Origin of the sequence: Actinosynnema pretiosum, from assembly GCF_002354875.1 — a bacterium.
In the GTDB taxonomy this organism is placed as follows: Bacteria; Actinomycetota; Actinomycetes; order Mycobacteriales; family Pseudonocardiaceae; genus Actinosynnema; species Actinosynnema auranticum.
The window spans coordinates 3,783,206-3,790,808 of the sequence record NZ_CP023445.1; the positions used below are offsets into that span (position 1 = coordinate 3,783,206).

Annotated in this window: 7 protein-coding genes; 5 read left to right on the top strand and 2 right to left on the bottom strand. The window is 73.7% G+C overall.

Translation table 11 applies throughout. From position 1 onward, the window contains the following. Nucleotides 1–9 precede the first annotated feature (9 nt). On the top strand, nt 10–1,146 hold the full coding sequence (locus CNX65_RS16230) for an acyltransferase family protein (RefSeq protein WP_096493989.1): 1,137 nt from the start codon (nt 10–12) through the stop codon (nt 1,144–1,146). A gap of 13 nt (nt 1,147–1,159) precedes the next feature. Here CNX65_RS16230 and CNX65_RS16235 read toward each other — a convergent pair whose 3' ends face one another. Next, a complete protein-coding gene (locus tag CNX65_RS16235) occupies nt 1,160–1,498 on the bottom strand; it encodes a YciI family protein (RefSeq protein ID WP_218182008.1) in 339 nt (112 codons plus the stop codon). Between the two features lie 212 nt (nt 1,499–1,710). On the opposite strand from CNX65_RS16235, the gene CNX65_RS16240 reads away from it, so the two are divergent. The 3 genes from CNX65_RS16240 to CNX65_RS16250 all read left to right on the top strand — a co-directional run bounded on the left by CNX65_RS16240 (nt 1,711) and on the right by CNX65_RS16250 (nt 5,273). Next, nucleotides 1,711–3,735 (top strand): carbamoyltransferase family protein, encoded by a 2,025-nt coding sequence (locus CNX65_RS16240; RefSeq protein WP_232519864.1) that lies wholly within the window; start codon nt 1,711–1,713, stop codon nt 3,733–3,735. 177 nt (nt 3,736–3,912) lie between these two features. Further along, entirely contained in the window at nt 3,913–4,278 is a 366-nt protein-coding gene (locus CNX65_RS16245) for a hypothetical protein (RefSeq protein WP_096493996.1), read from the top strand. A 119-nt stretch (nt 4,279–4,397) separates the two neighbouring features. Next, nucleotides 4,398–5,273 carry an ROK family protein gene (locus tag CNX65_RS16250; RefSeq protein ID WP_198320613.1) on the top strand — a complete coding sequence of 292 codons (876 nt, stop codon included), beginning with the start codon at nt 4,398–4,400 and terminating at the stop codon, nt 5,271–5,273. 264 nt (nt 5,274–5,537) lie between these two features. Here CNX65_RS16250 and CNX65_RS16255 read toward each other — a convergent pair whose 3' ends face one another. Beyond that, nucleotides 5,538–5,972, bottom strand: a complete 435-nt coding sequence (locus CNX65_RS16255) for a type II 3-dehydroquinate dehydratase (RefSeq protein ID WP_096493998.1) — start codon at nt 5,970–5,972, stop codon at nt 5,538–5,540. Nucleotides 5,973–6,191: 219 nt separating this feature from the next. Here CNX65_RS16255 and CNX65_RS16260 point away from each other — a divergent pair, with 219 nt between their 5' ends. Beyond that, nucleotides 6,192–7,358 carry an aminotransferase class I/II-fold pyridoxal phosphate-dependent enzyme gene (locus tag CNX65_RS16260; RefSeq protein WP_096494002.1) on the top strand — a complete coding sequence of 389 codons (1,167 nt, stop codon included), beginning with the start codon at nt 6,192–6,194 and terminating at the stop codon, nt 7,356–7,358. Nucleotides 7,359–7,603: the final 245 nt, after the last annotated feature.

Genomic DNA, 7,603 nt, shown 5'->3' on the forward strand with positions numbered 1-7,603 from the left:
GCCCAGCACATGACCCCCGGTCCCGTCCTCCCTCCTCGGCTTCCCTCCCTCACCGGCATCCGCGCGCCGCTGGCCCTGCTCGTGTTCGTGGCCCACGCGCTCGGCTCCGCCCGGTTCTTCGCCGACGAATCGGTCAACTCGCTCGGGTTCCTCCTGCCCTACGGGCCCGCGGCGCTGTCGTTGTTCTTCGTGCTCAGCGGGTTCGTGCTGGTGTGGTCGGAGCCGTGGCGCGAGGGCGTGGGCCCCTACTTCCGACGCCGGGTCGTGCGCATCCTGCCCACCCACGTGCTGACGTGGGCCGCGGTGCTGCTGCTCCTGGCGGCGCTCGGCCCGCTGCCGCTGCTGGGGCCGCTGCCCGAGGTGGGGCCCGCGCTGGTCAACCTGTCGCTGCTCCAGTCGCTCGTGCCGCTGCCCGACTACCTGCTGTCGGTCAACGGCATCAACTGGTCGGTGTCCTGCGAGGTGGTGTTCTACCTGCTGCTGCCGCTGCTGTCCCGGCCGCTGCTGCGGGTGCCCGACCACCGGTTGTGGGCGTGCTTCGGCGTGCTCGCCGCGGTGGTGCTCGCGCTGCCGGGCGTGATCGGGGCGCTGGTGGACGGGCCGCCGTGGGCGCTGTGGCCGCCGCTGTCGTTCGAGCAGGCGTGGCTGGTGAACTTCTTCCCGCTGACCCGGTTGCCGGAGTTCCTGATGGGCGTGGTGCTCGCCAGGATCGTGGCCACCGGGCGGTGGCGGCCGGTGCGGGCGTGGTGGCCGCTGCTGGGGGTGGCGGCGGTGTGGGCGCTGCTGCCGGTGCTGCCGCAGGTGTACGCGCGCAGCGCGATCGCGGCGGTCCCGCTGGCGCTGCTCGTCCCCGTCATCGCCGTGCGGGACCTGGAGGGGCGGCGGTCCGTGCTGTCCCGGCGGTGGGTGCGGGTCGCGGGGGACATGAGCTACGCGACCTACCTGCTGCACTGGCCGCTGCTCGCGGTCGCCAAGCACGTGGCGGGGGACCGGCTGCTCGGGCTGGGGGAGGGGCTGCTGCTGGTGGCGGCGCTGTACGCGCTCACCCAGGGGCTCAGCCTGCTGCTGCACCGGTGGGTGGAGCGTCCGCTGCTGCGGCGCGCCCACCGGCCGAGGCGGTCGCCCGCCCCGGACCCGGCGGGGTGAGCCCGCGGGCGCGTCAGACCACCGCGAGCGCCCTGACCTCCACCACGTTCAGCTTCGCGTCGGGCACGCGCGCGGCGATCTCCAGCGCGCGGTCCTCGTCGGCGCAGTCCACCACGAAGTACCCGGCCAGGTAGCGGTCGTCGTCGGTGAGCGGGCCGCGCTCCACGGCGGCGCGGCCGTCGCGCACCCGCACGGACAGCGCGTTCCTGCGGTGGGTCAGCGGGGAGCCGTGGCAGTGCTCGCCGGTGGACTCGATCTCCTCGGTGAACGCGGCGTACTCGGCCAGGAACTCCTCCTTGTCGGCCTGCGTCAGGGTCTGCCACCGCTCGTCGCTGGTGTGGATGAGCAGCATGTACTTCACGGGGGCCTCCTCGCGCCGGTGACGTGCGGACAGCAGTGAAACCAGGGCCTCGCCGGGGTGTCAATCGCCTGTGGCGCAAGGGATTACCGCTTTGTTCGCCAGCCGTGGAAGCGGCAACTGCCAACGGCGCCCGCGTGCCCTACCGTCCGAAGTGGAGTCCCGCGACCCGGTCTCCGCTCGTCCCTCCCACACGGATTGGCCCGGTGACAGAGACCATGCTCGTGCTCGGCCTGAACGGCAACTTCTCGACCGCCGCCGAGGAGCTGGTGCCGGGGATGCTGGAGTTCTTCTTCCACGACTCGTCGGCGAGCCTGGCGCGCGACGGCGAGCTGCTGGCCGCCGTGGAGGAGGAGCGGTACAACCGGATCAAGAAGACCACCCGGTTCCCCAGCGCGGCCGTGCGGGCCTGCTTCGAGGAGACCGGGCTGGGGCCCGACGACGTGGACGCGGTGGCGTTCTACTTCCCCGAGGACCACGTGGACAAGGTGCTCGGCCAGCTCTACTGCCAGAGCCCCGCCGTGCCGCTGCGGTACTCGCGCGACCTGGTGCGCGACCGGCTGCGCAGCGAGCTGGGCTGGGACCTGCCCGCGGAGAAGCTGCACTACGTGCCGCACCACCTGGCGCACGCGATGTCCTCCTTCGGGCACTCCGGGTTCGAGTCGGCGCTGACGGTCGTGTTCGACGGCCGGGGGGAGAACGCGTCCGGGACCGTCTACCGGATCGGGCCCGGCGGGGTCGAGTCGCTGGCCTCGTACCCCGTGCACCGGTCGCTGGGGTTCTGGTACCTGTTCGGCACGCAGCTGCTCGGCTACGGCTTCGGCGACGAGTACAAGGTGATGGGGCTGGCGCCCTACGGCGACCCGGCCCGCTACCGGTCGGTGTTCGAGTCGCTGCACTCGCTGGGCGAGGGCGGCGAGTACGAGCTGCTGGGCAACGTGGTCACGCCCAACGCCTTCCTCCCCGCGATGCTCGACACCGGGTTCGCGCCGCGCCGCAAGGGCGAGGAGTTCACCCAGGACCACAAGGACTTCGCCGCCGCGCTGCAGGAGACCGTGGAGCGGATCGCGCTGCACGTGATCCGGCACTGGGCCGAGCGGACCGGTGAGCGCGCGCTGTGCTTCGGCGGCGGGGTCGCGCACAACTCCAGCCTCAACGGGGTGATCCTGCGGTCGGGGCTGTTCGACCGGGTGTTCGTGCACCCCGCCTCGCACGACGCGGGCGCCGGGACCGGGGCCGCCCTGGCGGTGGAGCACCGGCTGACCGGGCGGGTGCCGCGCGTGGCGCTGCGCAGGGCGGACCTCGGTGGTGGGCTCGGGGACGAGCGGGACGTCGTGCTCAAGCTCAAGGGCTGGGACGGGTTCGTCGAGCTGGTGCACCGGGCGGCGGACCTGGAGGACCTGGTGGACACCTCGGCCCGGCTCCTCGCGGACGGCGCGGTGCTCGGGTGGGCGCGCGGGAGGTCGGAGTTCGGGCCGCGCGCGCTGGGCAGCCGCAGCATCGTCGCCGATCCCCGGCCCGCCGCGAACCAGACCAGGATCAACGCGATGGTGAAGAAGCGGGAGAGCTACCGGCCGTTCGCGCCCGTGGTCACCCCCGACGCCGCCGCCGAGTACTTCGAGATCCCGGACGTCGAGGCCGAGCTGGGGTTCATGTCGTTCGTGGTGCCCGTGCGGCCCGAGCACCGGGCCGGGTTGGGCGCGGTGACCCACGTGGACGGCACCGCGCGGGTGCAGGTGGTGACCTCGACGGCCAACCCGGCGTTCCACCGGCTGGTGGAGCGGTTCGGCGAGCTGACCGGCACGCCGGTGCTGCTGAACACCTCGTTCAACAACCACGCCGAGCCGATCGTGCAGACCTTTGAGGACGTGCTGACCAGCTTCCTGACCACCGAGCTGGACTACCTGGTGGTCGGCGACTCGGTGGTCCGCAGGCGCCCGGACTTCCTGGGCGCGCTGGACGACGCGGTGATCCGGTTCCGCCCCGAGACCAGGCTGGTGGGCCGGGTGCGGTTCCCGGTCGGTGGCGGTCGGGTGGAGGAGCACGAGGTCTTCCTGGACTACGCGGAGGGGCCGCGCAAGGCGATCTCGGCGCGGGCGCACGGGCTGCTGACGCGGGTGGACGGGAAGAGCGCGGTGGCCGAACTGGTGGACGGCGAGGTGGACGACGCCCTCCGACAGGAGGTCCTCGACCTGTGGACCGACCGGTACTTCACGCTGGGGCCTGTTTAGGGCTCGTGCGCGGGGCTGCGGCGTGTGTGGCACGGCGCAGTCCTGCGGGGCGTGGGTGCGGCGCTGCTCGGTGTGGGCATGGCCCGGTGTGTGCTGAGTGGTGTTGGTGAGGTTGCTGCTGACGGCGTCGCCGCGTGGTGGTTCGGGCGCCGGGTTCGGTGTGGAGGAGGGCGTGGCGTGGCCGCAGAGGTGCTGGGGCCTGTGCTGGCCAAGGCCGAGGTGGAGCGGATCGTCGCTCGGTTGGCGCTGGTGGGCGAGGGACGTGATCCGCTGGTCGTGGCCGCCACGTCCTGCCTGACCGCGTTCGTGCTGCTGTGCGAGGCGTGGGAGCAGCGGGGCGCCGAGGACGGGGGCGGCGCGCTCGAAGGTCGGGGTGCGCAGTCCTGCCGCGAAGCACTGGGCGCTACCAGGGCCGCTGTGGAGACGGCCCGGTTCGCGCTGGTGGAGACGAACGACCGGGCCCGGCGGGTGGCTGCTGAGCGGGCGGCTTCACGACGAGCGGGTGGCCTGCGGGTGCCCAGTGTGCGGACAGCGGCGGACTAGCTCCTGACCGGACAGCCTGCGCTGGGGTTGCTTGCTGGCGGTCGTGGGCCGGGAACACGGGGTGGGCTGCTGTGCGCCGGGATCAGGGGGGTGGGGTGAGCGGTTCGGGTACTGGCGGGGTGGTTGGAGTTGATCTTGGGGGGACGAAGGCCGCTGTTCGGGTTGTTGGTGCGGACGGGCGGTCGGGCGACAGCGTGGTGCGGTGGGAGAGCGGCGCTTCTGCTGGCGAAGACCTCGCCTTGCTCGTTCGGGCGGTCGAGCGGGCTGGTGGGGGTGGGGGTGTCAGGTCGGTTGGTGTCGCTGTGCCTGCCACGCTCGATCGGTCCGGCGTCGTGGTCGCCTGGCCGGGTCGGCCCGGGTGGGTCGGGGTGGACGTGCTCGGTGCGTTGGGGGCGATGTTCCCCGGCGCCTCGGTGCGGCACGGGGATGACGGTGACCTCGCGGCGCTTGCCGAGGCCGATGCCGCCGGGTGCGGTGAGCTGCTGTACGTCGGTGTGGGCACCGGGGTTGGTGGCGGGATCGTCTCGGGTGGACTGCCGCTGAACTCGGGTGGCTCGTGCGAGGTGGGGCACGTGGTCGTCGAACGGGGTGGGGGGCTGTGCGACTGCGGGCGGCGGGGGTGCGTGCAGGCGTTCGCGTCCGGGCCCGCGATTCTGCGCGGGGCCGTCGCGCGTGGTGGGCGGCCCGGTGGGCTGGGGGACGTCCGGGACGGGGTCGCGCGTGGGGAGCGGTGGGCGGTGGAGGCTTGTGAGGACGCCGCGTCCGCGTTGGCCGCGCTGGTGATCGGGGTGGGGGAGCTGGTTCGGCCCGAGTTGGCGCTGATCGGCGGTGGTGTCACCACCGCGCTGCCAGGGCTCGTGCCCGCTGTGGCCGAGCGGGTCGCCGGGCTGGGCAGGACCGGGCACCCGGTGCCATCGGTGCGACCGGCGGTGCTCGGGGCCGAGTCCTCGCTGCACGGGGCGCTTGTCCTGGCGCGTGGGGGAAACCGGGAGTAGCGCGCTGGTCGGGGGCGGCGATGTGGCAGCGCGGTGACGTGGCGGCGCGGTGACGTCGTTGGCCAGGGCAGCCCGCCGGTTGGCCAGGACGTGGGCCCACCGCGTCGGAACTGCGGAGCTAGCCGCCGGTCAGGCCACCAACCGGCTTGCCCCTCAGTCGACCCGCTCGCCAGCCGCCCGCCAACCAACACTCGCTCGCCAGCGGCCCGGTCCAGCAGCGCCCGTCCCCCAGCCAGCCCTCGCCCGCCAACCAACACCTACCCGTCAACCCCCGACCCGGTCCAGCAGCGCCCGTGCCGCCAGGCGGTAGCCCAGGGCGCCCACGCCCGCGATCAGGCCCGTCGCCAGCGGGGCGATCACGGACTGGTGGCGGAACGGCTCGCGGGCCCACACGTTCGACAGGTGGACCTCGATCCACGGGCTCGGGTAGTTCGCCAGGGCGTCCCGCAGGCTCCAGCCGGCGATCATGAGCGCGCCGGGGTTCACGATAGCGCCCACCGTGTCGTAGCTGTCCTGGATGGTCCCGATCATCTCGGCTTCGCCGTCGTGCTGCCTCGCCACCACCTTCCACCCCCGGTCCGCCACCTCGTCGGCCACCGCGTCCTCGATGTCGGCGAGCGTCGCGGTCCCGTACACCTCGGGTTCGCGGCGGCCCAGGATTCCCAGGTTCGGGCCGTTCAGCAGGAGCAGGTCGGGCACCAGGAACACCTCGCAGAGCGCAAAGACGTGAGTGGACGGTGCGATTGTGCTGACGGCCTGACCCCGGTGGTGGGGACCGCGGCGAACCGGCTGAACGCAGGGGGGACCTAGGGGGGCGTCAGGGGGTTGGGGGGCTCTTCCGGCCGCCGTTAGCTTCGGGCCGCGCACCGGCCCCCGGAGAGCGCGCCGGACCGAGAGCAGAGACGAGGGCGACCGACCGTGCACCTGAAGGCCCCGCAGAAGCTGGAGTTCCCCGCCTGGCCGCAGTTCGACTCGACCGAGCGCGAGGCCCTGCTGCGCACGCTCGACAGCGGCCGGTGGTGGCGGATCACCGGGGACGAGGTCGTCTCGTTCGAGCGGGAGTTCGCGCAGGCCCACGGCGCCCGGCACGCGCTCGCCGTCACCACGGGCACGCACGCCCTCGAACTCGTCCTGGAGGTCATGGGCGCCGGGCCTGGCACCGAGGTGATCGTGCCCGCGTTCACCTTCATCTCCTCCTCGCAGGCCGCCCAGCGGCTCGGCGCGGTCGTCGTCCCCGTCGACGTCGACCCGGACACCTACTGCGTCGACCCGGCCGCCGTGCGGGCCGCGATCACCGAGCGCACCAGGGCGATCATGCCCGTGCACATGGCGGGCCAGCTCGCCGACATGGACGCGCTGCGCGCCCTGTCCGCCGAGACCGGCGTCCCGCTGCTCCAGGACGCCGCGCACGCCCACGGCGCGCGGTGGCGCGGCGAGCCCCTCGGCGCGCTCGGCTCGATCGCCGCCTTCAGCTTCCAGAACGGCAAGCTGATGACCGCGGGCGAGGGCGGCGCCGTGCTGCTCCCGGACGGGGACCAGCACGAGGAGGCGTTCCTGCGCCACGCCTGCGGGCGCCCGCTCGCCGACCGGGCCTACCACCACCGCACGGCCGGGTCGAACTTCCGCATGAACGAGTTCTCCGCCGCGCTGCTGCGCGCCCAGCTCGGCAGGCTCCAGCAGCAGACCGACGTGCGCGAGCGGCACTGGCCCGTGCTGTCGCGGCTGCTCGCCGAGGTGCCCGGCGTCGTCCCGCAGGGGACCGACCCGCGCTGCGACCGCAACCCGCACTACATGGCCATGTTCCAGGTCCCCGGCATCGGCGAGGAGCGCCGCGCCCGCCTGGTCGACGCGCTGGTCGAGCGCGGAGTCCCGGCGTTCGCCGGGTTCCGCGCGATCTACCGCACCGCCGCGTTCTGGGAGCGCGCCGCCCCCGACACCACGGTGGACGCCCTCGCCCGCGCCTGCCCGGTCACGGAAGCGCTCAGCAGCGACTGCGTGTGGCTGCACCACCGGGTGCTGCTGGGGGCGGAGGAGCAGATGCCGCTGGTGGCGGAGGCCGTCGCCTGCGCGCTGGAGGAGGCCTGAGGGGGCGGGCTCTCGGCCGGGCGTCGGGCTCGGCCCGACCCCGGCCGAGAGCCACCGCTGTCGTCGGCCCGGACCCGGCTGCCCGCGCGCCACGGGCGTGACGGCGTCGGGTGAGGCCGCCGCTGGCCCTGGGACGGCGCTGCGCGCCCCCTCGGACCCACCGGAGCCGCCACCACCGCTTGTCCCCTTCCACCGGGTGGGGCGCGGTCGGTAATCCGGCGGCAATTCCTTCCCCCGTCCGGGCT

Coding starts and splice junctions, on each gene's coding strand:
- CNX65_RS16230 (WP_096493989.1), top strand. CDS start 10: ATGACCCCCGGTCCCGTCCTCCCTCCTCGGCTTCCCTCCCTCACCGGC.
- CNX65_RS16235 (WP_218182008.1), bottom strand. CDS start 1,498: ATGCTGCTCATCCACACCAGCGACGAGCGGTGGCAGACCCTGACGCAG.